The following is a 22,130-nucleotide window of genomic DNA, read 5'->3' on the forward strand; positions in this document are numbered from 1 at the left end:
GCTACACGAAACTGGGAATGGATTGACACCGTGCACCTGAATCCTGACCGCGACCTTCCTCCTCAATGGACCGAGGACCGGTTGGCCGCTTAACCAGAAATCTTACCAACTACGTTGACAAACGCCGGCTGCGGGGTGCGACAAAGCTTGCTTTGTGGTCTCTAGCTGCTGTTCCAGTATTGTCCGCTCCTGAGTCCAGGCAAGCTTTTCCTGGGCGAGCACGTCAATCTGCAAGAGCGCGATGTGAAGCTGATCTGCCCTGATTTTGCTTTCGCGTTCATGTGACGATTCAACCAAACGATATTCCAGGACCGACTGCTCCAATTGCTTTATCTGGGAATTGGCATCGTCTCGCGCGCGTGTTGTCTCCTGCAGCTGCTCCGCCAGGCGATCGCGGGCGAACCGCATCGTTTGAGTCTGTTCACGAAGGATGCCCAACTCGTTGCGCAAGCTGTCATGTTCAATGGTCAGAGAGGAGAGAGCAGAGTCTCGTTGCGCCAACGTAGCCTGCAATCCAGCAACCTCTCTGTTGGCTACTATTAGATCATGTTCGTGCCGCGCAATGCGCTGCTCGTAATTCCTTCTTTCGGCCTCACGCTGCGCGGCCGTCGCCTCCTGGTAGTGCGCGAACTGTTCGCGTGTTTCAGACAACTGATTATTGAGCGTCGCAATCTCAGTCGCCCGGTCCGTTAGTCGTTGCTGCAAACCGGCTTGCGCCGCCTGCAAGGCGGCCATGGCGACGTTCTGCGCGTGAAATCGCTCCTGCAATTCCGCCAGTGCCTGTCTGGTACTCACCAGCTCTTCTTGCACGACGAGGTTCTCTGCCAGCGCCTTGTCTTTGTCAGCCTGCAGCTGCTTGGTTTGAACTTGCAATGCCTGTATGGCCTCACTGTGCTTCTGCTCGAGGGATTCACGCTGCTGCGAGAACTCTGCCTGCATATGCTCATGCAAGCCCCGTACGGCACTGAGCAAGGGCGCAGGCAAAGTGACCTCGGCGACAGCCGTGTCTTCCTGCTCGGCTCGCCAGCGTTTCAGAAATGGCGCAAGGGTGCTCTTGCTGCCGGTGCCGCCCAGGGCTTCGCGGACGCTGTCGACGGTCGGGCTTTTGCCGGCGGCAATGAGGTGGGCCGCCGCGCGGGCGACATCGGAATATTGAATGCCGGTTCGTGCCATGACAAACACCCTAAATAGTGTAGTGTATTACGTTCAACGTAATAGTACATGAAATTACGCCGCGCCGATTCGTCGATTCCGTTCAAATTAGGGTGTGATAAATGGGTTTATCGCATGTAACTCCTCCGAAAGGCATGTTATGCTGCGTAATTCCCGGTACAAACCGTAATTTACTACCCTAAAACGTGATGGCCTCCAAAATAGACGCCGAAGGTGACGTAACGGGAGAGCTGAGCAATGTGCCAGTTCCGCGTAACGCCGGTACAGTGCTTGATCCCGATCTGGCCGCCGCGCATCGCCAGCTGCTTGCTGCAGCGACTTCCGACAACACTCGCCGCACTTACCGTTCCAGCATCGATCACTTCCTCGCCTCGGGCCGACGGCTGCCGTGTGACGAGTCCACGGTCATTGCCTATTTGCTCACGTACGCCAAATCGCTGAACCCGCGCACCCTGGCAGTGCGGCTGACGGCGCTGTCGCAATGGCATATCCAGCAGGGTTTTCCTAACTCGGCCGCCACGCCGACCGTCCGTAAAACCCTGTCTGGCATCCTGCGCACGCACGGCAAGCCCGCAAAAAAGGCGAAGGCACTGCCGGTCGAGGATCTCGAGCGAATTGTGGCGGCCCTGGCCGATCAGCCAACGCTGACTGCGGCGCGCGATAGTGCGCTGCTGCAGGTTGGCTTCTTTGGGGGCTACCGTCGCAGTGAACTGGTGCAAATCGCGGTGGAAAATTTGCAGTGGGAACGCGAGGGCCTCGTCGTAACGTTGCCGAGATCGAAGACGGATCAGGAAGGACGGGGGATCGTCAAGGCGATCCCATATGGCGATGAGGCGCTCTGTCCTGTGACGGCGCTCAAGAGGTGGCTGCAGGCGGCGGGCATCGAATCGGGCCCACTGTTCCGTCCAATCAACCGAGCAGGCGTCGTCGGTGTTCTTGCATTGCACCCGGCAAGCGTGAATAGCATTCTCGAGCGCGGAGCCAAGCTTGCCGGACTGGACTACGTGCCAATGCTGTCGGCTCACAGTCTTCGCCGCGGCATGGCGACCAGTGCGTATCGCGCCGGCGCGAGTCCGCGAGATATCAAGCGGCAAGGCGGCTGGCGCCACGACGGCACGGTGCAGGGCTATATCGAGGAGGCCGGCAAGTTTGAGGAAAATGCTGCGGTTGCGCTCTTGCGCCGCAAGCGAACCCAGTAAGGCGTCTGTCAGCAAGGGATGAAATGCCAGCCTGTGCACCGCCTTCATCGGATTGCCGTGCAAGTAGTCCTGTTCGGTCAGCCACTGGAGCATTGCCTGCACGATTACCAGCGCCGTTTCCTGTAATCCGGCCGACAGCGGTCTCTCGAATGGGCGCCAGGAAGCAGACCAGCGCTCGGCGCCGCGCGACCCGATCCACCGCGCTTGCGGGATCGTGAAATGCTGTGCCCATTCATCAGGCTCCACGCGGCCAATATGCCATAGGAAATCGCGGTACGCGATACAGTTCTCGACCGTCAACTAGCTGACCGGCTTTCCTTTTTTGAGAATGGCCCACAGCAGAAAACGCTCGCACTCCTTGCGGTACGAGCGCGGCGTGTAGCTGGCTGGCTTACAGGTGGCGAGCCAGGCATTGATCGCATCCAGGTCATTGCGCGCCGACAGTAGAGGGCGCTCGCCCCGGTTCGTGTCTGGGGCGCCATTGAGTTCGGCCGGCAGGACAAAATGTTCAAGCGGGACGATATCCGTCTCCGGCAGGCGGGATGCAGCGATGCTGCCTGGAAGATCGCGCCGTTTGACCACGCCGTACGGGTGCAGCGAGATGCCAAGCGGTCCGCTCACTGATGGTTCGGTCAGCCACTTTGTGATCTGGGCTGCGGCCTTTTCGCTGATGCGGGGCACTTTGGAGTACCAGCGATAGCCTTCCGCATTGATCGTGGCAACCAGTTCGGACAACGTGCGGATGCCGGCGTCGCGCAGGCGCTGCGCCAGAACCGGGATGTGCCAGCCGTCGACGCCGTCGGTCGGTTTTGGATCTGCACCGACCAACGCTTCAAGCTGAACGAGAGCATGCAGCTGTTTGGTTCGCAGGCGCCGGTTGCGTTCGAGGCGCCGTGTCTGCTTTCCCGTGGTACGTCCGTACTCGTCGGTAAAAAGGGCGATCAGTTCGTCTTCGGTGTAAAACTCGTGCGGATTATGTTGCTCGCGATACTCCTCCAGCGTCGGGATGGCTGCGTCATTATCAATGGCGAGCTTTTCCGGGGCGAGGAGGAAAAGGTAGGCGTTTGATGGGGTAGGGAGAAACGTCCGACTTGTTCGCATTAAATCGCATTGCTGATTAGAGCAACAGTCAGGACAACAGTAAGATTGCTCACGGCATTTTGGATACCGTTTGGCTAAATTAACCGGCGTAAAAAGCTTGTGATCGAGCACCGAATGAGGATTTCTAGCGTTAGACTTAAAGCATCACCTTCTCTACTACGAGGTTCGTCATGCATGTGATGCTAGAGATTCCTGATGAAATTGGCAGTATTCTGCGTCGATGGGCGGACGCTGGCGAAAAGCTGGCGGAGCAATCCACGGTTCCAGCGGACTTGAAGATGCGCTTGGCACAGGCCGCCAATACTGTTCGGAGGTTGGGTTTTGCCGGAGCCGGCGTGGTGGTGCTGCAGAAGCCGCACATCAGCTTCGCAAAAATCGAGTTTATGGCCCAGATGTTGTCCGATCTACCTCAGCCAAAAATGCCGACCGTCGAGGCGGAGGCGACTTTAATTCGGGCATGGCTCGCAGCGCACGTATAGAGATAGTGAGCAGCTCGACGTAGAATTCGGCGCAATCGTGTCAAGAAAAACAAAAGCCCGTGCAAAGGAAGCTCCATTTACGTGACGCCTGCCAACGCACAGGATCGTGACCAGGCCGCCAAGCTGGCGCAGAGCGTGCAGGAAGTTACCGGACTCAATGTCGAAAAAGATAGATGACGGTTGTCACCTTGTGCAAAAATATGAAGCCACAATACAAGAGACAACGAAATTGTTGCGGGAAATGAGAACTGGCTACGAGCAGGTTTTAGCCTTCTACCAACCAAACCGCGGTTGTCAAAACAAGACCCGCTAGCATTCGCTCGACGAACCGGCGGGCCACTGGCTACACCGCCCCATATCGCCTTGGAAGGACGTCAGCATAAGGTATGATCATGTAGGCGAACGGCCATCCTAGAGCCTTGTGCGCGTTATGCTAGGCATCAAATTCAGCCTGCGCCGATTCATACGTCGGCCACGGTTGTAATGCTGGCGAGGCGGGATCGCGGGTCATGCCGACTCGATGAACAATTATGCCATTGGCGCTGATGATTACATAGCCTGACGGGAAACCGCTGCCCATGACGTCTCGCATTCGTAAGTACAACTGAAGGATAGGATCGCACACCTGGCATATTCAAACAGCTACGGCTTGGCCGGAATGAGTAAATCATTTCAGATGCGGCAGCAGTTTGACAGCGCCGGCTATGGCTGGTCACCAAGGCCTGACGCAGTATTGAGAAAGCCCGCTTACGCGGGCCTTTGAGCGGCTTATGCAGCCGTAGATACTACTTTAATCTACCATACTGGTAGCGCGCTTCTTGAAACGGCTTTTGCAGCCGAGAACCCACTATAACTGGTAAAAACAATGCGCGCTACCTGTGGATTTTTTACGACCACCATTGGGGTATTCGCCTGATTATGTACGCATTTCTATGGGCAGGATTCGCCGACCTAACAGTCGCCCGCGATTTTACACACGTGAATTAAATCAACACAGATTAAAAGGAGAAAGATAAATAGATGACGTTTGTCACCTTGTGCAAATTCATGTAGAGCATAGAATTTGGGCATCGACGATATCGCCGTAGGACGCGATGAATGGCACAGGTCGCCGTAAAGGTATGCGAAGAAAGAGCGGCAATGCCCTAGTTTTCGCACTGCGGGAAAATACTGCAAGCCGCCATCAGCGTGCGCGTACAATTTGTGTGACTGTTGGCGTTGATCTGCAAGAGGCACTCTGATCGAACACTCGGATGCAAACTCGCAGGCGTGACGGCCTTTGACTTGCCATGGCCGCCATGAGGTGAGGCATGATCAAAGATGTGGATCAATGGGAATGTGCCGCAGATGGAACAACATAACATGATTGTGGTGCGGTCAATCATGTTGGCACTAGCGTCCGCACGTAAGGCAATTGTTTGATTAACTTGAGAAGGAAAAGCTAAAAATGGCACGAACACCGGTAAGCAAGCCACAGCCCAAAGCCGCGCCGAAAAAAATCGCGCAAAAGGCAGCAATGAAACGCGTCAAAACCCTGTCTTCAACTGAACAAGACATGTCGGATCCGAAACGCAAACCCAAGTCCGGCGCTGAGCAGATAACGCGTGTCCGCTCGGGCACGGGGCGGCAATCCATGCCGGTGGGGACGCTGGATGGGCATATCAATGTCGGCGTAACGAAAGCCACGCGGACGGGCTTGCACAAGCTCAAGGCCCTCTATGGCCTGAACAGCCAGGCGGAGGTGGTTGCACGCATGGTACGCACTTGCTTGAAACTGGCGAAGTAACAGTGTTTGGAGGAGACTAACCGGCATGTATGAGTAAGAGACAATGCCGAGTTGCTCCTCCTTCAAATCTTGCGGCGAGCATGCTGGTTAGATTTGACATAGAAAAAGGACTGGGTGGGTGTGGCCTGGGCCATATAAAGCATGACATTTTGTACTTGAAGCGAATTAGGGTCGGTCATCTCTGCCGCGTTTCTAATTCCTGGTCGATTCTTTTTTACACCGAGCCGACTGATCTGAGATGCGAAGCGCTTTAGTGCGAAAGTGCCCCCGGTCGATGTCACGGTCAGCGGGTGGGACGCCACGCTCGAAGAACGACAGGGGTATTCTGGCGATGGCAGTAGACAGCCAATTGTGCGGCTGGGCCTGCGCTTGGTGAAAGGATTGTCAATCGGAGGGGCCGATACGCCACCATCGCACGTGCGATGCGCCCGTTTACCAGCGTGGAAGACATGGCCAAACGAGCGAACCTCTCCGCACACGATCTTCAAGCGTTGGCGAAGGAAAATGCGCTGGTCGAGTTGACTGGACACCGACGGCAGGGGAGGTGTCGTGGCCGACGACTTATCATCGGCGGTATGTTATGCCTCGAGCTTGGTATAAGGAGAGCACCGCTGCTACAACGGCGTAGCACTATGCTCCTTTCGCCATTGTTCCCCGCGCAGCTGCCAAATGCAACCAGGTGTTGAAAGCAGGGCCGAGGCATCCAATCGTTTACGGTCGCAGAGACGGTTCTGGTCATGCATGAATCGATAATAGTATTTGGGCGTGTGGCCACGTGCCATCGAATAACCAAGCAGCCAGTGGTCAGCGAACGCTTCGGGAGCGTAAGGTTCGCTTTTTAGCCAATCGTAAAAAGCGGCAAGAAGGGAATCGAAATGGGCTCCCCCTGGTGGATGCCGCAGCTGGGCTTGGGCATGCACTCCACTAGCGTCATAGAGCTCGTCTAGAGCGCGCGCCATGTCCGCAGCAGTCCAGCGGCGCGCAATCGCTCGCCTGATCAGATCATCGAGCGTCGCCCGGTTGAACAGGTTAATACCCGGCAGGACTGCCACACATCTGTCTGGCGTTCCTGTCATGCCAGTCTTAGATGTAGGATCGACGGAATCCAATCGCAGATACATTTGGCGAGCCTGCCAGCTGTCGATGCGATCGCGTTGCACGGCAAAAAACAGGAGCTCCCAGTATTTTCTCAGTTTTGTTTCGATGCTGTCTGATTGAATCGAGGTGGCTGCCGTTTTAGCGGTCGCACATGCGGCAGCATGGTGTATTAGTTCTTCCGGAACCGAGGCGGTTGGAGCACTGCCAGCTTCGAGCTGCGCGAATAGCTGAGCGATGTGTCGTGCGAGAATGCGAGCCGCTGACATCAGCGCATCGGCTTCTTCATCACTATGCAGATCGTCGCTATGCCAGATATCGTCCAATGTCTTTTCGGTATGGCGCATCTGACCTCCTTGGTTCGTGACGGGGTTAAGTAGTGGTATCGCTATACTCTACTTTTTTATAGTCACGACTGAAACACTGTCACGGCGCAATGTCTCTTGCTATTTCGGTTTTCCACTTCGATGGCTTGGTAACGACTTAGCCGAACCACCTTATGGATGGTGGGGGTGGCATGCAGGCCGTCTGGATACAATGCCCGCAAAAGCATGCTGGATACGTACCGCAGGACGGTGCCGCCGCTTTGCACCTGATTGCTATGCGACTTATTGGTCAACTGCTGATGCTTGACAAACGTTACCAGATTGAAACAGGCGAAGATGAACTTGCAGGTGCAATGCGGGTGAAGGCGTATACCGATCGACTGCGCACACAGTATTGGAAAGGCGAATATCAATGACACACACCAAGACCTCAAAGGGGGTAACGGATTTTCCTGCTCGCTACGGCATTGCTGATGCCGCCAGGACCCGCGTAACGGCCCAGATGCTTCAAAACGCAACTGCCGTACGCAGGCCGCAATCCAGACCAGCCGCGGTGCCAGCAAATCTGACTACGCGAAAACAGCCATAGCATCTTTACCGCTTTTGCCGGCCCTTGGCAGACAAACTTGCGACTTGAATGATCTGGGGGAGGGGTCGTATTCGAACTTCACGCCGCACTGACATTCTTGAACAATGCCGGCATAAAACGCATAGCGGGATGTTGTCTCTAGCGGTTCGCCAGCGCACTGGAGACAGAATTGGGGTATCGCATCTATCAGGTAAATCATTGCGTTTTTCTTCCTTCGAAGTTTCCTCACGATACACTCCATTTTGACACTGAGAATCCCGGGCCGCATCTGTTTGCTCGTCTCCAGCCATAGAAAAGGGACTGCACCACGCGGTTAATGCAGTCCCTTTGTGCCGCTCGTTCAGCCAGTTATTGGGCGGCATAGCAGGATCATGGGGAAGTCGCTGATGTAGCGTATTGTCAGCCGTCAGACACCATGCATTGACGGCGCACTTCATCTGCAGTGCTGTCATGCGTTAGCCATCTGCTGTGAACACACCAACCGACGGATAGCATGGTGGATAGCCTCGACTTACCTCATTGGATCCGGCACGCTCCACACGCAAGTGGACCGCAAGCGCGCGTAGCAGAGAAATGTTCCAGGTCCCTCTGGTTACATTCAAGCTTGGCGACCAGTGAAACGCACAGCATAGTCACCACTTTGTCGGGTGTGTCCAACACCCGGTAGATGGCCGATCCGCAGTACCGGAATTTGCGCCAGCTCTAGTAAGACAAGGTGAGGATACAGGTATTGAATGTCAGCGGATGGTGGCCTTTGGGGGCTGACGATTCAGACGAAGCCAATCGAGCGGGCCGCGGTGGGTTCAGTGCGAATGTCTTCTGCATATACGACGTTGCGCCTGGCACGCAGTGCCCGGCCAATCGCTTCCTTGCCAAGGATGCGTATGCGTCGCGGCGGCTCGACGCACAATGGAGTCAACGCAGCTTCGGTAAAGTGCATCGTCATTTGTCCTTTCAAACACTCGCGCACTAACGTCGATACCAGCATCGCCGCAATCTGCAACGCTTGCTCTGGCGTCGGTAGCGGCACTTCCACGATCCGGAAGCGGCTCTGGATCGGCTCCGAAATGCGGGTCAGATCATTTGCGGCAGCCAAGAAACAAACGTGGCTGGCGTCGATTCGCAGTTTTGGGAAGCAAAGGTCAGTAAAGGATCTGGCCGTCCCAGGCTCAAGCAGCGAAAGCAGGGCGCTCGTTGGATCACAGCCACGCGAAGCGTTATCCGCCTTGTCTAATTCGTCGATAAAGAACAATGGATTGCCATGCTTGCCGTAGACTAAAGCATCAAACAGCACTCCGGGCTTAGCGTTCGACCAGTGTTGTTCCGAACCCGAAAGGGAGGCATTTGATTGCGCATCGGCGAGACGAACGACGCTCAACGGCAGCCCTAGCAACTGGGCCAGCCTTTCGCAGAACATTGTTTTGCCGACGCCCGGCTGGCCTGCGATCAGCAATGGATCGAAGTGTACGGTGTGATTGCCGAATGCCCGCATGATCAAAGCGCTGCGTAGGACCTCAATGACTTCACCGAAGTTGGGCATCGTCCGCTCCAAGTCATCGAGTCGGCTTTCCCAGTCCGTCGGCAGGGTCACAAGGTCACGTCGCGGGCCGCGCGACGTCAATTGCTTGACCAGACGATGCATGCAATCCTGGTCGTCGCGGTCCTTCATTGTTTCGCGGGCCGTGCACAACGCTCGCAGGTCGTCCAGGCGATACAACTCGACCTGCGGCGCGTCAGCGTGTAACGGTTCCCACAGCGACGAACCTTCTCTCTCTTGTAAGAACGCGTGATGCATTTTGTCCTTTCCGTTCGAGGTGTTGGCATGGGAAGTAGTCGATTCAATTGGTTCTTCGACGCCACTATCGCCGCTGTCCGATTCCGCCCCGGGCTCCCAATCAAACGGAATGTCGTCGTCGACTTCGTCGGCATTAAAGGGCAGGTCCAGGGAATTGGGAAGAGGGCGCGACTGCGGACGATGCATACAATCCTCACAGTTGATTAATCGAAGATGCAGGGCATGTTGAATCGGTCCTGCCGAGAGGCCGAACAGATGTCACTAGGCGCTCTGCAGTTTATTCACGAACCTCAATACGTCAAGTCAAAAACACACGAGCCTACCTGTCGACGCGCAGCGGCACTCCTGGGTGCATTCGCGTTACCCACGTGATCAAGCTGGCTGGGCACCCTACGCCAGGCGGCTCGGGGAAGTCGCAGACATGCGGGCCATGCCCACGCTGTTGCCGGACGCGCCCACGAGGAGTCGCTCGAACTGCCGGCGCCGACGGAAGGCGAGAAGATAGTGGCTGGCGACCACAGTACGCGTATGACGTTGCAAAAGCATCCGCTGGCCTTGCCGTGGGTGCGCTTTACCGCGAGGGATTTTAGAGTCGCCGAGGAACTGCACAGTTACCCGGACCGTATCTGGCTCGTACCACGGGCGCCGATTTGCTGCAGTCAGAGAAGTGCGGTATGCCACAATGCTTTTGGAATAGGTCAGGTAATGCCGATAACGCATAGCCACCTGACGTACTGGCCTGAAATAGTGTTGGCTTGCGAATCGACTGTGCCAGAATATTTCTGAAGTACGGATGCATAGCGGCACACGGCGGCATCGGTACGGCTGTATTGCCGCGGGCTGCGCTCAGCCCGGGGCATGAAACTAAAGGGAGAATTGCCTATGCGAAACCAGTAGCCACCAACGACTGAAGATCAGATTGCCGTCGACAGGCAACGCCGATTTTTGGATGACTGACGCTGTTTTGACGTCGGGTCCGTCATGGATGACGGGACTCAGGGGAAAGCACACGCCGGAGTCTACGTCTCGATAATGGATTCGTCAATGCTGGCCTTGCTGAACAAGGCCTGGGAGGACACTCGCGCCTAAGGGTACCTCATTGCTCGCATCGCGGCAAGACCGGATGCGTAACGGTGGGCATTCGCCGCGCGATACGTTTCTTGTGATGCCGATGGAAGGTGCACCGCACTGGCCGCTCATCTGTCATGTCACGCATGGGATGTCGTTCTCAGGGCAATTCGACGACAGTGTTGTGTTTATCTGATCAATGGTTCTGCTTCTGTCGATCCGCTATGCCAGCGTAGGCAAGCGCATCAGCAACACGTTCATTAACGAGGAAAGTATGAAGCGAAAGCAGAAACACGGCAGTGCTCCCGGCAAGTCGCGGGGCGCCACTCCGTTAGAACAGGCAACGCCGTTTTCTGGTGGCGCGGCCACCTATTACACCGCGCATGCAGTCGACTGCCTGAAACGCAGCGTTGAAGGCCTTGCTGCAAACGGTCTGACGTACGAAACACAAAACGTAGAGTACGTAATCAAACAACTGCTCGGGGGTGTCAAATTCCGCTTGCCTGACGCGGGTGACTTGCTGGGCTTGGGCAGCACACAACTGCAGTTTGCAGCCGATGACCTCGGCATACTGCGATTGCCGTATCCGGCCACGGTCCTGGAATACACGTACGCGTACGACAAACAACGCTTGCAGGATGCCGGGTCCGCGCGCTCCGGACGTCGCGTGACACTGGTTCTTGACATACCACCTGGCGCCGGCAACGCTTCGGTTCTCGAATCCTGGGTCGCTGCAGTGCCCGGGTTTTACGAGCAGGGCGGATTGATTGTGGTGCCGGTATGGTCGTCCGATCATCAGCTTGACCATCTGCGAAATGCGCTGGGCAAGCGGATCAACGATCTCGAATGGATTGTTGGAACGTCGTTCGCAATGATTCCGCGGTGCCAGATGTATCGCGACCAGTTCCCTGGACCGGTGCTGATAGTCGGTGATCTGCATGTTGCGACGGGGTTGTTACTTCCGTCTGCCGCCGAGATGCAGCTATGCGCATTTGGGCAAACTGCATATGAAGGGTTTGTCCGCGATGTCGCAGATGATGTACGGGCGACGCTGCAGTTCTTACTTGCTCTCTCGTGCACGAACGTCGAAGCGGTGGTAGCCACGGAAAGGACGTGCTCTTCCAAGCTAAATCGCAAGCGGCGAGACCAGGGAAAGACGCCGTTTGACATCTATCGGGAACTACACGTTGTCCCAATGCAAGCCAATGGAAAGCGGGCACCGCTTGACGACAATTCGTCTGGTGCCGTTAGCCGGCTGTCGCCGCGCATGCACCTGCGGCGCGGGCACTGGAGGATGCTGGGGCCCGGAAGGCGGGTTTGGGTCAATAACACCATGGTCGGCACGAGTACGAATGGGCATGTACACAAGAGCTATGCGGTTGGCTCGGGTTCGAAGCCCCAAGCAGCTCAGGATGATGCGGTGCCTGACGAAGTCACGTGATGCCGCTGCCGCACCTGACCCTGGCTGGCAGCCGCCATCCATTGCGTCGGACAGGACAGACCGGCGCACGGGATCGGCTAGCCACGCCTGCGCTCGACTAGTGACAGCACGCCAGGATCCTCAGAACAGAAATCCGAAAATATCCAAACTATTCTCGGATTTTGCTCGCGCAACCGAGCCACGGAGCAGCGGATATTGATTACGCTGTATTCAAGAGCCGTGAATAGCGAGCCGATACCGCCAGACGGTTCCGGCGGCGGGCACGCGTGCATCGGCATCCGTTGCAGGTGGAAATGGTTCAGAAGGCAGCTAGCCGATGCATTTGGGCCAACCGCAGGCATGAACGGCACAGACATGGAATGCCACGCTGGGTCGCACGGGCTTTATTTGCAGTGCACGCGTTTGCAGAGCGCATTGATTAAGGGAGAGATTCACATGAAAAGCAGGCAGCATCACAGCGGGGCATCCCTGCCCCCTTCCAACCGGCGGAGTCGCGATCAGAAACAAGTCGTCATGCTGGATCAGAAAACTTTGCACAACATGCGACAGGCACGCGACCTGCTCGAGGAGCTGACCGGCAGTCGCGTACAGCTCATCGGTGATCCGGTTGACTTGCCGTGCGCCGGCGAGGTGCCACCCCAAGACTCGCAGACCCTTCTATTGCCGATCTGTCGGCAGCCTGACCCACAGGCGGCGGCCAAAGCGTCCGCGCTCATCATCAGCCAGTTGCAGCTGCTAGTCGAAGTTGAGATGCCAAACATTCTGCAGGGCGGCAGCAAGACGAAATTGCAGCTGGTGTTCGATGGTTTCGATGCCGACCAAGCACTGTTTGCCAACCGCGAAGTGCGAGCCTGGGCCCGCATACTGTTCATTCTGAATGTTCCCCAGGCGATCGGCTTGCTGGATGAAATCAGCTTTGAGTTCATATCGACCTGCTGCAACCGTGTCAAATCCACCCAACCGATCACCGGCCTTCCAAGCGAGTCCGACTTCATCACGGTCGACCTGCAGCCAGAATGGGTGATTGCCTGCTATCTGAGCGGAATCGACGCGACTCGGAAATGGCCATGGTGGATGGATCCAAGCCTCGACGAAGGCGAGCTTGCTGCGCGACTGTCCTATCCGACGTAAGGAAAGGAGGGCCGTGTTATCGCGCTGTCGGCCGAGCTAATCGAAGTAAAAAGGCGAGTGGATCGGTTCGATGAATGGCGTTCCTGGCGGCATGTCAACATGGATGGGAGCGCGCATGAGAAACGGCTGGAAGAGAAGGGCGACGAGTGTCGCCCTGATGTTAAATTACTTCACTTTGACCTTGGCTACGAGCTCCTTGAGCGCCGGTGCTGCTTTGAAACGGACGTTTTTGGAAGCCTTGATCTTGAGTGTCTCGCCAGTTGCAGGGTTCCTGCCAGTCCGCGCGGCGCGCTGCGCCACGGTGAACGTGCCCAAGTCAGGGAAAGAGAAACGGCCTTCTTTTTTCAGGTCAGTTCCGACGAAGCCGAATACCTGCTCGACGATTTCTTTCGCCTTCACTTTGGTCAACTCGTGGTCTCCGGCGACTTTGTCAACGATTTCACTTTTATTCAATTTATTCTCCAGACGGTATATGAAGATGGGTACTGTCACCATTGATCGTTTTGTGATGACATGCAAATCAACCAACTAATTCTAGGCCCGATATTTCGTTATGGCAATAGATTTGATCGGTCGACAGAGCCATTTCGCCGCCGGACTAGGAGAAATACTGGATGCAGCCAAGAGTGCGCAAAATAATACATCCATCCTTTCCCCATCCGCTCCGCCTTCGCAAGTTCTTTTCACTCCTATGCCTATCGAGGAGCAGGCGATATCGGTCCGAAAGGCGATACCGTCAATGACGCTGATGATGGCGGTAATCTTCCTCGACGATTCAATGATGGAGCTCAGTATGTAGGCGACTTCGCCGCCAAGGACCGTAACTTTGGTCGCTGGCGATGCCCTCTGGTTAGCCCGCTGCGCGTTCTCCGTGCTGGCCCGCGTGGTCGAGGTCAGCTCCTCCATGGATGCGGTCGTCTCTTCGAGTGACTCGGCCTGATGCTCCGTACGCGACGACTGGTTATTGTTGCTGCCGGGAATTCCACCCGACGTGTTAGCAATAGCAGCCGCGTTTTGCGCCACCTCGGTGATCAGTGACTGGGCGTACGAGTTTCCTGTTTCTGACAGCGGAAGGGCGGTGTCAGGATCCTCAGCTAGAACAACGCGGCCGCTTCAGAGTTTAAACAATCACGCACTTATGTGGGCCAGGTCTGCGTTGTCATGGACTAGCATGACCAATGGAGAGGCTTTGGACGGAGATATAGGAGGCGTGTTTCAGAGGCGCTTGACGGCCGCGTGCCCCGGGGTGCCCCTGCGCTCCTGTCCTGCCGTAGAACGGCGGGGCACCGTTTTATGCCTGATCGAGAGTGACAAAATTTTTGATGCGGACCGCTCCGTCTGGAAACTTCGCTACGATCTCCAGCTCACCACCCATCGCCTCAATGTGACTGCGCAAGGTCGAAATGTACATGTCGGCGCGTTTTTCCATCTTGGCGATGGCCGGCTGCTCGACATGCAGCACCTCAGCCAAGGCCTTCTGCGACAGGCCGCGCGCTCGGCGCAGCTCATGGAGCGGCATCTCCTCCCTGAGCTGCTCGAATTTGTCTTGAACCCGCTGCTGGGCCTGCGGCGACAGCTTCGCGCGCAATTCTGCGAATTTTTTAGCCATGGCGATTCCTCTGTTGTTCCTTCTTCAACGTTTCCAAGTGCTCGTCGTACAGAACATCGGCAACCGGGACGTTTTCATCGTACCAACGGTCGTTTCCGGTCTTGTCGCCCCCCAAAAGCAGGATGGCGGCGCGGCGCGGATCAAAGGCATACAAGATGCGGTATGGTCGCCCCTCATGCTGCACACGCAGCTCACGCATGTGCCCATGCTTGGACGTCGTGATGCCTGTGGTGTGCGGGTGACCCAAGTGCGGCCCCTCCGCTTCCAGCAGTTGCACAGATGCCGCAATGGAAACCTGTTCATCTTCCTTCAGGCCGTCCCACCACGCTTCGAACTCATCTATGTATTCAACTTCCCATGTCATGGAACGCGAGTATTCCATAGACAGCATATGCTGTCAAAGGAATCCCACGCAACGGGCTTTTTTTGCGCGGAATCAGGATATGGCTTGGCAAGCAGAAATAAGCTCAGCTTCGAACGTGCAGCGGCAGCGACGGCTGGGTACGGCATACCTGGTTTGCGCTGGGCATGCGTAGTGGTAACTCAATTCCGTCACCAATAAGTCAATGTGAATCGGGCGAATACCAGTACCAATGCCCGGCAATTACCATAGCGGTCTATTTCCCTATCGCAAACATGGTAAAGTACATTCGAATAACGATTATTGCTTCAATGATACGCTTTGGAGCCATCAGGACGTTGGCATCATGGCGCTCGAAGCGAGAAACCACGACCTGACACGTCGAAAGACATTATCTTGATAGCCCGGCAACGCAAACAGAAACAGAACGAAACTTCCTATACCCGGTTCCCAGACATTGAAAACGATGTTGCCGAGTCAGCGCACACCATTCAGGCGCCCCGCTTCGGGAAACATGCGAGCCGTGGTTGGAATGTCGTTTGCGGAACTAATATCGCTTGCTGCTCCCTCCGGTCATGGCCTTCGACACCAGCGCAGACTCTGGACAACAAACTATGGCAAAAGCGATTCGCCTGCTTGAACTGCGGACCGCGAGCAGAGAGCGCCTGGCGCGCGAATGGACACAAGCAAACTACGCTTAGTACACATGCAAACTGCAACACTGGCGGCACGGCGGGCGTGGGCCAATACCAAATTAACGACGTGACGCTTGCGCAATGGCTGCGTGCCATGGACTCGCAACCGAATACTGAAACCGGGAGACGACCTTGAAGTTCATCCATGCTGCTGATCTGCATATCGACAGCCCGCTACGCGGCCTTGACGCGCACGATGGTGCGCCGGTGGACCGGTTGCGCAGTGCAACCCGTCGGGCGTTCGTCGCCCTGATTGACTTGGCCATTTCGCAGAAGGTCGATTTCGTGATTCTCGCCGGCGACATATTCGACGGTAACTGGCCGGACTTCCATACCGGCCTGTTTTTTCGCGAACAACTCGTGCGTCTGCGTCACCACGGCATTGCCGTCGTCATTGCCCGCGGCAATCATGACGCGGAGAGCCAGATCACGAAACAGCTGCCCGCGGTGGAAGGAGTACACGTGTTCTCCACCGAGGCTCCGGAGACGGTGGTTCGAGAAGATCTCGGTGTCGCGCTGCACGGTTACAGTTTTCCGCAGCGGGCCGTAACCCATGACGTGGTGCCGGATTTTCCGCGCGCCGTCCCGGGCATGTTCAATATCGGTGTTCTCCATACGAGCCTGACCGGGCGCGATGGCCACGACGACTATGCGCCGACGTCGGTTGAGATGATGGTGACCCGCGGCTACGACTATTTCGCCCTTGGACACGTCCATGCCCGCGAGGTGGTGCGCGACGCCAATCCGCGCATCGTTTTCCCGGGCAATCTGCAGGGTCGCAAGTCCAATGAAACCGGGCCCAAGGGCTGCGAGCTGGTCACGGTGCTCGACGCCCGGATTGTCAGTGCTGACTTTGTGCCGCTGGATGTCGTGCGCTGGCACCGCCTCGAACTGAATGTGACCGGCATCGAGACGCTCGACGGCCTGGTGCGAGCGTTTCACCACGCCGTCGCGCAATTGACCGACGGCGCCACCGACCGGATGCATGCCATCCGCCTGATCGTCCACGGGGAGTCGCCGCTCAACAGGATCGAGGCCGAGCAGCCCGGCTCAATTGAGGCCGCTGTCATCGCGGCGCTGCAGGACATGGAGGGCCTTGAAATCTGGCTCGAACGCGTCAAGACCGCGTTGCGCACCCCGCTCGACCGGGAACAGGCGGCATTGCGTACCGATGCGGTCGGGGAAGTCGTGTCGCTGGTCAATGAATTGATGGACGACGAAGATCGGCTGGCCGACTGGATTGCGCGCGAGCTGAGCGGCCTGTCATTGCCACCGACCTTGCAGGACCTTGATCCGACAGCGGTCGATGCAGCAGCCCTGCGGGCCATGCTAACCGACGCTGAATCCACCGTTCTGGCCCATCTGGGCGCCGTCGAGATCAATGGAGAACCAGCATGAGAATCGGAGAACTGCACCTGACCGCTTTTGGCCCGTTTACCGAACGCGTTCTCGACTTCGGCAAGAGCGAGCAGGAGCTCGTATTCATCCACGGACGCAACGAGGCCGGCAAATCGACCACGCTGCGCGCCATCACGGATTTGCGCTACGGTATCCACCCGCAGAGCAAGGACAACTTCGTCCACCAGCACCGCGACATGCGGATCGGGGCGGTCCTGTTCGATCATGCCGATGTCGCCCATACCGTCGTGCGCCGCAAGGGCAACAAGGCCACCCTGACCTTCGCCAACGGCGATCCGGTCCCGCCGGACGTCGAGGCGCGCATCACCTGCGGGCTGTCCAAGGAGGAATATGAGGGCATGTTCGGCATGAACCACCAGCGCCTGCGCGCCGGCGGTGAGGCGTTGCTGGCTGGCGAAGGCGATATCGGCGCCGCGCTTTTCGAAGCAAGCGCAGGTGTGCGCAGCATCGCCGCGGTGCTGGAGCGCCTGGATCTGACCGCGCGTCAATTCTACATTCCCAAGGGGCGCGTCGCCAAGCTCAACGAAGCCATTCGCGATTACGGCCAGCACCGCAGTGCCTACGTCAGCGCCCAGGTGAAGCCGGCCGCATGGGGAGAGCTGTTCATGCGCCAGCAGCACGCCCAGGAGAAAGTCGCCGCGCTGGAATCGCAACAGCAACAATGGCACGCGAACTTGCGCCGTGTCACCGAATTGCGTGCCGTGGCACCACTGCTGCGCACGATTGACACCGCGCAGGCGACCTTGGACGAATTGCGTGCTGATCCGCTGCTTGACGAAAATGCGGCGGCCGAGCGCGCTGGCGCACAGGCGGGACTGGCCGCTGCCGAGCATAGCGCTGGCACAGCCGCAGCCGCGATGGAACAGGCACGCCTGAAACTGGCCACCTTGCAGCCGGAGTTGCCGGTGCTAGCGGTGGCTGCCGGCATCGACCGCCTGTCCGCTTCGGCGGAGAGCCTGGAGCAACATCGCAAGGAACGAGACGACGCCAATATCGACCTGCAGCACGAGCAGGCCGCGCTGGCCGCGCTGGTCAAGGTGATGGCGCCAGCGGAAACCGTTGAACGGTTGCAGCAGCGGGCGCCGAAAGCCGGCGCCCGCACCGAGATCACCAAGGTGCTGCGTTCGATGGAGCTGGCCCAGCAACGTCTAGAACAGCACCGGATCTCCTCCGCCAACCACCAGGACGACGATCAGCCGCAGGAGCGTAGCGCCCAGCCCGACGCCCGCGTGCGGAGCGCGTTGCAATTGGCCCGAGAAGCCGTTGTCCGTCAGGCAAGCGTTCTCAAGCGCTTGACTGAACTGCCAGGCAAGATCAAGTCCGCCCGGCGCACCATGGAAGCGACATTGAAACAGCTGGGCATCGCCCGGAGCGACGATTTGGCTTCCATTCGCCCCCTGTTCGACGGCGAAATCGACGCCGCCAAGACGGCCATCGATCACGCGATGACCCGCCAGGCGGATTTGGATAAGCGCATTGCGCAGATTGAAGAGGCGCTGCGTGACGACCGCGATTTGCGCCAGCAGCTGCTGGCAGACGGTTCCGTCCCGACGGCTGATGAAGTCGCGGCCGCCCGCGCGCGGCGCGACCAGACGGTCAGGCAGTTGCAGCTCCCTGGCGCCGGCAACAACGGTGGTGCGATGGGCACCGACTTGCCCGACGGCGCTCCTTGGCAAACGCTGGTGGACGAGATCCGCCATGCCGACGCGTTGGTCGACGCGCTGGCGCGCGACATGAAACGGGCCACGCAGCTGCAAGGCTGCCTGCGCAAGATTGCAGAACGGGAGCAGGACCGCAATACGCTGGTCGCGGAGCGTCAGGCGATCGAGGCGCGCCAGCAGCAGGAGCAACAAGCTTGGGAGAGCTTGCTGTCGCAGCGCCAGTTGCCCCCATTGGCGCCGGCGGCGTTGCGTGAATGGCAAAACCTGCTCGAGCAGGCACGCGCCGAAAAGGAAACGCTCGATGCGCTCGACGACGAGCAGCAGCAAGTGACTGAAACGGAAAAGGCGCTCGCTGATGGCCTGCGCAGCGCGTTAAGCGACGTGGATGGCGACGTCGACGCCGACGGCGGCCTGGATGAACTGGTCAATCTCGCCGACGCGATGGAAAGGGAATTCGCCCGACTCGACAAAGCCGCTGCCACGGCCGCGGGCAAGCGCGCCGAGCGGCAACAACAGCGCGAACAATTTGCGCTGAGCGAAAAGCAGTTGATTGAGGCGCTGGAGCGCACCCGTGCGGAAGTCGCTGCTGCCTGCGCGCAGCTGCTTCTGTCAGCCGATGCCAGCGTAACGGAAGCGTTTGCCCGTCTGGACGACTTCGATGCATTGAGCGCCGCAGTCACCCGACGGGATGCGGCGCAGCTCAAGCTCGATCGTGCCGCCCATGCTATCGCTGCACTTCAACAGCAGGCCAATGCGCTTGCGCAGGCCATTGGCGACCCGGCGCCTGCCGACTTGCGGTTGTACGCCGAACAACTGCGCACGCGGCTCGACGGTGCCCGCGCCGCCGAGACCGCACGCAAGGTGGTCGCACAGGCGATTGAACAAAACATGGCCGCGCAGCGCGAACATGAGGAATCGATGGCGGCCCACCAGCGCAAGCTGCTCGCCTTCTGCGCGGCCGCTGGAGTCGAGCATGCCGACGCACTGCCGCAGGCCGAGGAATTATCCCGGCGCAAGCGCGATGCGCAAGACATGATCGACCGGGCGCGGGCCAACCTTGCGCTGGCGTCATCACGCACCGAGCAGGCTCTTAGGGACATGCTGACAGACTGTGATGTCGATTGCCTGGACGTCGACGAACAATCCTACCAGCACGAACTCGCGCAACTGGAAGTGCAGGTTCGCGCGGCCCGCAGTGCCGAGGAAACGGCCCGGCGCGAACTGGAAGCGGTAGATGCGTCCGAAGTCGTCATTGCAGAGCGTCAGAAAATGGAGCAGGCATCGGCTGCGATCGCGTCGGCGCTGCCCTCGTGGGTGCGCGCACGTCTGGCCCACAGCCTGCTCGACGAGGCGCTGCGCCGCTTCCGGGAAAAAGCGCAGGGGCCGATGCTGGTGGCGGCGAGCCGCTATTTCCAGTCCATGACCGATGGCCAGTTCCTGCGTCTGGTCAGCGAGGACAACGCTGATGGCCGTCCCACCCTGCTTGCGCAGCGTGGCAGCGGCGCGCTGGTCGGCGTGGAAGGCATGAGCGAGGGCACCCTCGACCAGCTCTATCTAGCGCTTCGCATGGCGGCACTGGATCTCCGCCGCAAGGCCGGATTTGCCCTGCCGGTAGTGCTGGACGATGTACTGATTACCTCTGACGATGCCCGTGCCCGCCACGTCCTGTGTGCGTTGTCGGAATTTGCCAAGGGCCACCAGGTGATTTTGTTTACTCATCATGCGCACCTGCTGAGCGTCGCGGAAGGCTGCCTGCCGCAACGCCAGCTCGGCGTAGTTGCCTTGTAACCACCCAGTCCGACTGCCGCACGCGCTAGCCACGTCTGCAGCATCGGACGGCGCATTTAACGTGGAATACTGAAACGGCAGGACAAAACGGGGACGTGAAGGCGTCCCCGCTGTATTTGGATGGCATGTCACTCGGGCTGCATTGCCAAACCTTTCCGTGATGAGCTCCTTAAACTTCGCAGTACGTATTAGGGCCTGTCATCAATTGAGCCAGATGACAGCGGCAGCGAGATGAATGGCACCGAGGAAGTTGCGGGCAGTCTTGTCGTAGCGGGTGGCAATGCTGCGATATTGCTTGAGCTTGTTGAAGAATTGCTCAATCAGGTGACGCGCCCGGTATAGATGCTTGTCGTATTCACGGGGTTGCTTGCGGCAGGCCTTGGGAGGAATCACGACGCCTTTGCCCGCATTCTGCAAGGCATCGATGACCCGTTCCTGGGCATCATAAGCCTTGTCGGCGATGACGGTGGCCGCTGGCGTGTCGGGCAACAAGGCATCAGCACCTTCCAGATCATGTGCTTGTCCTGGCGTCAGGTGAAAGCCGGTCGGATTGCCCAGCGCATCGACCGTGGCATGGATCTTCGTGCTCAGCCCGCCGCGACTGCGTCCAATCGCTTGGGCGGCAGAGCCCCTTTTTTCGCACCTGCGCTATGTTGATGCGCACGCACGATGGTCGAGTCGATCATAGCGTATTCATTGTCGGCATCGGCCGCTAGCGTCTCGAAAATGCGCTGCCAGACGCCGCTCTTGCTCCAGCGTGTATGCCGCGTATGTATCACACGGAAATCCCCGAAACGCTCCGGCAAATCGCGCCAGGCAATGCCTGCCCGGTAGCGGTACAGCACCGCTTCGACAAACAGGCGGTTGTCTTTGGCCGTTCTGCCAACATGTCTGTCTCGACCGGGCAGCCAATCCTTGATCCGCTCCCACTGGTCGTCCCGTAATCCATAACGTCTTGTCATCACTGTTCGGCGCGCTCCACGCCGCGATCATTGCACACACCGTGCAAATGACCGGACAAGCTGCCTCGAGTTCAATTGATGACACGCCCTAGTTCCAGCTCCGATTTTTCAGTCGAAGGTGACAACCCAACTTGGTAGCCACGGTCGTGTTGCGAGAGTTGCGAAGCCATCTAGACTTCGCATTTAGGCCGTAGGAGTCGACAGGCTCGGCGACGACGGAGGCAAAATCCCTCTACAACCAGGGTTTCCGGTCGCGTCATGGGTGGTTCGACCGTGCACTTCGCAAAGCGCGGAATACGCATGATCCAGTTGTATTCAGCAAGGGGGGCCTGTCCGAATTTCTGTGTGCGGGGCCGGGTTAGTTGATGGCGTTGGTGAAGCGCTCGCCAAACATGATGGCGAACTGATTGGCCGCCTGCTTCCACGTCCGCTGCGGCATCTTCCAGTCTTTT

Annotated in this window: 19 protein-coding genes; 9 read left to right on the plus strand and 10 right to left on the minus strand. The window is 58.0% G+C overall.

The genetic code is table 11. The features are described from left to right. Positions 1-102: 102 nt before the first annotated feature. Positions 103-1,173 (minus strand): DNA-binding protein, encoded by a 1,071-nt coding sequence (locus IGW03_RS33520; protein ID WP_194726775.1) that lies wholly within the window; start codon positions 1,171-1,173, stop codon positions 103-105. A 188-nt stretch (positions 1,174-1,361) separates the two neighbouring features. Here IGW03_RS33520 and IGW03_RS33525 point away from each other — a divergent pair, with 188 nt between their 5' ends. Next, the gene (locus tag IGW03_RS33525; protein WP_194726776.1) at positions 1,362-2,372 is read left to right on the plus strand and encodes a site-specific integrase; all 1,011 of its coding nucleotides are present in this window, start codon (positions 1,362-1,364) and stop codon (positions 2,370-2,372) included. 300 nt (positions 2,373-2,672) lie between these two features. Here IGW03_RS33525 and IGW03_RS33530 read toward each other — a convergent pair whose 3' ends face one another. Further along, positions 2,673-3,473 (minus strand): phage integrase family protein, encoded by an 801-nt coding sequence (locus IGW03_RS33530; protein ID WP_194726777.1) that lies wholly within the window; start codon positions 3,471-3,473, stop codon positions 2,673-2,675. A 170-nt stretch (positions 3,474-3,643) separates the two neighbouring features. On the opposite strand from IGW03_RS33530, the gene IGW03_RS33535 reads away from it, so the two are divergent. The 3 genes from IGW03_RS33535 (at position 3,644) to IGW03_RS39405 (ending at position 6,424) form a co-directional block, all read left to right on the plus strand. After that, entirely contained in the window at positions 3,644-3,952 is a 309-nt protein-coding gene (locus IGW03_RS33535; RefSeq protein WP_194726778.1) for a hypothetical protein, read from the plus strand. 1,447 nt (positions 3,953-5,399) lie between these two features. Continuing rightward, a complete protein-coding gene (locus tag IGW03_RS33545) occupies positions 5,400-5,738 on the plus strand; it encodes a hypothetical protein (protein ID WP_194726790.1) in 339 nt (112 codons plus the stop codon). A gap of 422 nt (positions 5,739-6,160) precedes the next feature. Then, positions 6,161-6,424, plus strand: a complete 264-nt coding sequence (locus IGW03_RS39405; protein ID WP_369122963.1) for a hypothetical protein — start codon at positions 6,161-6,163, stop codon at positions 6,422-6,424. On the opposite strand, the gene IGW03_RS33555 is transcribed toward IGW03_RS39405, so the two are convergent. Continuing rightward, positions 6,353-7,180: a hypothetical protein gene (locus IGW03_RS33555; protein ID WP_194726780.1), complete on the minus strand. Its 828-nt coding sequence runs from the start codon at positions 7,178-7,180 to the stop codon at positions 6,353-6,355. The two genes, IGW03_RS39405 and IGW03_RS33555, sit on opposite strands and share 72 nt — an antisense overlap. Before the next feature lie 170 nt (positions 7,181-7,350). On the opposite strand from IGW03_RS33555, the gene IGW03_RS33560 reads away from it, so the two are divergent. Further along, complete coding sequence (locus tag IGW03_RS33560) at positions 7,351-7,575, plus strand: hypothetical protein (protein WP_194726781.1); 225 nt, start codon at positions 7,351-7,353, stop codon at positions 7,573-7,575. Positions 7,576-8,517: 942 nt separating this feature from the next. Here the strand turns inward: IGW03_RS33560 and IGW03_RS33565 are convergent. Both IGW03_RS33565 and IGW03_RS33570 read right to left on the minus strand, forming a co-directional pair. Further along, positions 8,518-9,729, minus strand: a complete 1,212-nt coding sequence (locus IGW03_RS33565; RefSeq protein ID WP_194726782.1) for an AAA family ATPase — start codon at positions 9,727-9,729, stop codon at positions 8,518-8,520. Between the two features lie 204 nt (positions 9,730-9,933). Further along, the gene (locus IGW03_RS33570; RefSeq protein WP_194726783.1) at positions 9,934-10,089 is read right to left on the minus strand and encodes a hypothetical protein; all 156 of its coding nucleotides are present in this window, start codon (positions 10,087-10,089) and stop codon (positions 9,934-9,936) included. Positions 10,090-10,810: 721 nt separating this feature from the next. Here IGW03_RS33570 and IGW03_RS33575 point away from each other — a divergent pair. Then, on the plus strand, positions 10,811-12,052 hold the full coding sequence (locus IGW03_RS33575) for a hypothetical protein (protein ID WP_194726784.1): 1,242 nt from the start codon (positions 10,811-10,813) through the stop codon (positions 12,050-12,052). Between the two features lie 435 nt (positions 12,053-12,487). Beyond that, a complete protein-coding gene (locus IGW03_RS33580; RefSeq protein WP_194726785.1) occupies positions 12,488-13,183 on the plus strand; it encodes a hypothetical protein in 696 nt (231 codons plus the stop codon). Positions 13,184-13,348: 165 nt separating this feature from the next. Here IGW03_RS33580 and IGW03_RS33585 read toward each other — a convergent pair whose 3' ends face one another. From IGW03_RS33585 to IGW03_RS33600, 4 genes are all read right to left on the minus strand, one after another. After that, positions 13,349-13,636: an HU family DNA-binding protein gene (locus IGW03_RS33585; protein WP_194726786.1), complete on the minus strand. Its 288-nt coding sequence runs from the start codon at positions 13,634-13,636 to the stop codon at positions 13,349-13,351. Positions 13,637-13,717: 81 nt separating this feature from the next. Continuing rightward, positions 13,718-14,089, minus strand: a complete 372-nt coding sequence (locus tag IGW03_RS33590) for a hypothetical protein (protein WP_194726787.1) — start codon at positions 14,087-14,089, stop codon at positions 13,718-13,720. Between the two features lie 385 nt (positions 14,090-14,474). After that, entirely contained in the window at positions 14,475-14,792 is a 318-nt protein-coding gene (locus tag IGW03_RS33595; RefSeq protein ID WP_151638072.1) for an XRE family transcriptional regulator, read from the minus strand. After that, positions 14,785-15,156: a type II toxin-antitoxin system RelE/ParE family toxin gene (locus tag IGW03_RS33600; protein ID WP_151639000.1), complete on the minus strand. Its 372-nt coding sequence runs from the start codon at positions 15,154-15,156 to the stop codon at positions 14,785-14,787. Before IGW03_RS33600 ends, IGW03_RS33595 begins: the two co-directional genes overlap by 8 nt. Positions 15,157-15,980: 824 nt before the next feature. Here IGW03_RS33600 and IGW03_RS33605 point away from each other — a divergent pair. Continuing rightward, positions 15,981-17,246 (plus strand): metallophosphoesterase family protein, encoded by a 1,266-nt coding sequence (locus IGW03_RS33605; protein WP_194726788.1) that lies wholly within the window; start codon positions 15,981-15,983, stop codon positions 17,244-17,246. After that, positions 17,243-20,716 (plus strand): ATP-binding protein, encoded by a 3,474-nt coding sequence (locus IGW03_RS33610; RefSeq protein ID WP_194726789.1) that lies wholly within the window; start codon positions 17,243-17,245, stop codon positions 20,714-20,716. Before IGW03_RS33605 ends, IGW03_RS33610 begins: the two co-directional genes overlap by 4 nt. Positions 20,717-20,917: 201 nt before the next feature. Here the strand turns inward: IGW03_RS33610 and IGW03_RS33615 are convergent. Next, a protein-coding gene (locus IGW03_RS33615) for an IS5 family transposase (RefSeq protein ID WP_228536257.1) occupies positions 20,918-21,678 on the minus strand; the annotation gives its coding sequence in 2 pieces (ribosomal slippage) (positions 20,918-21,354 and positions 21,354-21,678; 762 coding nt in all). Positions 21,679-22,130 lie beyond the last annotated feature (452 nt).

It is taken from the genome of Noviherbaspirillum malthae, assembly GCF_015352985.1.
GTDB classification, from domain to species: domain Bacteria; phylum Pseudomonadota; class Gammaproteobacteria; order Burkholderiales; family Burkholderiaceae_D; genus Noviherbaspirillum; species Noviherbaspirillum malthae.

Bases quoted from the DNA above. Each gene is read 5' to 3' on its own strand.
- IGW03_RS33520 (WP_194726775.1), bottom strand. From the start codon at position 1,173: ATGGCACGAACCGGCATTCAATATTCCGATGTCGCCCGCGCGGCGGCC.
- IGW03_RS33525 (WP_194726776.1), top strand. From the start codon at position 1,362: ATGGCCTCCAAAATAGACGCCGAAGGTGACGTAACGGGAGAGCTGAGC.
- IGW03_RS33530 (WP_194726777.1), bottom strand. From the start codon at position 3,473: ATGCGAACAAGTCGGACGTTTCTCCCTACCCCATCAAACGCCTACCTT.
- IGW03_RS33535 (WP_194726778.1), top strand. From the start codon at position 3,644: ATGCATGTGATGCTAGAGATTCCTGATGAAATTGGCAGTATTCTGCGT.
- IGW03_RS33545 (WP_194726790.1), top strand. From the start codon at position 5,400: ATGGCACGAACACCGGTAAGCAAGCCACAGCCCAAAGCCGCGCCGAAA.
- IGW03_RS39405 (WP_369122963.1), top strand. From the start codon at position 6,161: ATGCGCCCGTTTACCAGCGTGGAAGACATGGCCAAACGAGCGAACCTC.
- IGW03_RS33555 (WP_194726780.1), bottom strand. From the start codon at position 7,180: ATGCGCCATACCGAAAAGACATTGGACGATATCTGGCATAGCGACGAT.
- IGW03_RS33560 (WP_194726781.1), top strand. From the start codon at position 7,351: ATGCAGGCCGTCTGGATACAATGCCCGCAAAAGCATGCTGGATACGTA.
- IGW03_RS33565 (WP_194726782.1), bottom strand. From the start codon at position 9,729: ATGCATCGTCCGCAGTCGCGCCCTCTTCCCAATTCCCTGGACCTGCCC.
- IGW03_RS33570 (WP_194726783.1), bottom strand. From the start codon at position 10,089: ATGCTTTTGCAACGTCATACGCGTACTGTGGTCGCCAGCCACTATCTT.
- IGW03_RS33575 (WP_194726784.1), top strand. From the start codon at position 10,811: ATGGTTCTGCTTCTGTCGATCCGCTATGCCAGCGTAGGCAAGCGCATC.
- IGW03_RS33580 (WP_194726785.1), top strand. From the start codon at position 12,488: ATGAAAAGCAGGCAGCATCACAGCGGGGCATCCCTGCCCCCTTCCAAC.
- IGW03_RS33590 (WP_194726787.1), bottom strand. From the start codon at position 14,089: ATGGAGGAGCTGACCTCGACCACGCGGGCCAGCACGGAGAACGCGCAG.
- IGW03_RS33595 (WP_151638072.1), bottom strand. From the start codon at position 14,792: ATGGCTAAAAAATTCGCAGAATTGCGCGCGAAGCTGTCGCCGCAGGCC.
- IGW03_RS33600 (WP_151639000.1), bottom strand. From the start codon at position 15,156: ATGACATGGGAAGTTGAATACATAGATGAGTTCGAAGCGTGGTGGGAC.
- IGW03_RS33610 (WP_194726789.1), top strand. From the start codon at position 17,243: ATGAGAATCGGAGAACTGCACCTGACCGCTTTTGGCCCGTTTACCGAA.